Source organism: Spiroplasma sp. hy2, from assembly GCF_044714365.1.
Taxonomy (GTDB): domain Bacteria; phylum Bacillota_I; class Bacilli_A; order Mycoplasmatales; family Mycoplasmataceae; genus Spiroplasma; species Spiroplasma phoeniceum.
Window position 1 is genome coordinate 1 of sequence record NZ_RXFZ02000295.1, and the last position, 805, is coordinate 805.

Annotated in this window: 1 protein-coding gene; it reads left to right on the plus strand. The window is 19.8% G+C overall.

The features are described 5' to 3' along the window. Window positions 1-594: 594 nt before the first annotated feature. Window positions 595-805, plus strand: a 211-nt coding sequence (locus tag EHV01_RS06165) for a hypothetical protein (protein ID WP_422066693.1), incomplete at its 3' end; no start/stop codon positions are given.

The following is an 805-nucleotide window of genomic DNA, read 5'->3' on the forward strand; positions in this document are numbered from 1 at the left end:
TTYTCTGTAATTATTTTTTTCATTAATTATTTACCTCCATATATTAAAAATATACCTAATTTTAGGTATATTTTATAAATATCAAGAGTTTTCGACAAAATTAAAGAAGATATCTGAGATGCTAATACAATTCAACCATTAAAAACTAAAGTTACAGCACCAGCACAATGTACTAATACTCATTCAATAATTAGAGAAAATAATTTTTTTAATTTATTTAATAATAATTATTATGAAAGTTATTATGAAGTAGAAATTGATTTAAAACAAATTGACCCAACAATTCAAAGTATTGATAAATTTATTAGTTCTTATAAAACAATTGAAATAAGTAATCTTAATAATTTACAAGTTAAATGTGCAGTTCCTAATATAGAAAATTTTATTTCTAATAGAAATATTAATATTTTAGGCGGTGTTGACGATTGTAAAAATAATTTTAAAACATTAACTGATGTAAGTTTACGTTCCGAGGGTCTATCACAAAGTGATAATATTAATTTTGATAATGTAATAACTTTATATACTTATAATATAAAAGTAAATAATATTCAAACTTTTGTTACTGCTTATACTAATAATTTAACAAAAGATTTGTATGAAAGTACTTATGAAGCTTATGGTGCTACTTTATTATTTTTATTACAAATAACATCATTATCTAATAAAGTTAATGATAAAATTAAAGAAACATATTTACAATTATATTATACTAATGATGTAAAATTAAAAATTAGATTTTCAAAAGTGTTATATTTAGAATTATCACTAGCGTATCTTAATCATAGTACTATGAAGTTTWTTA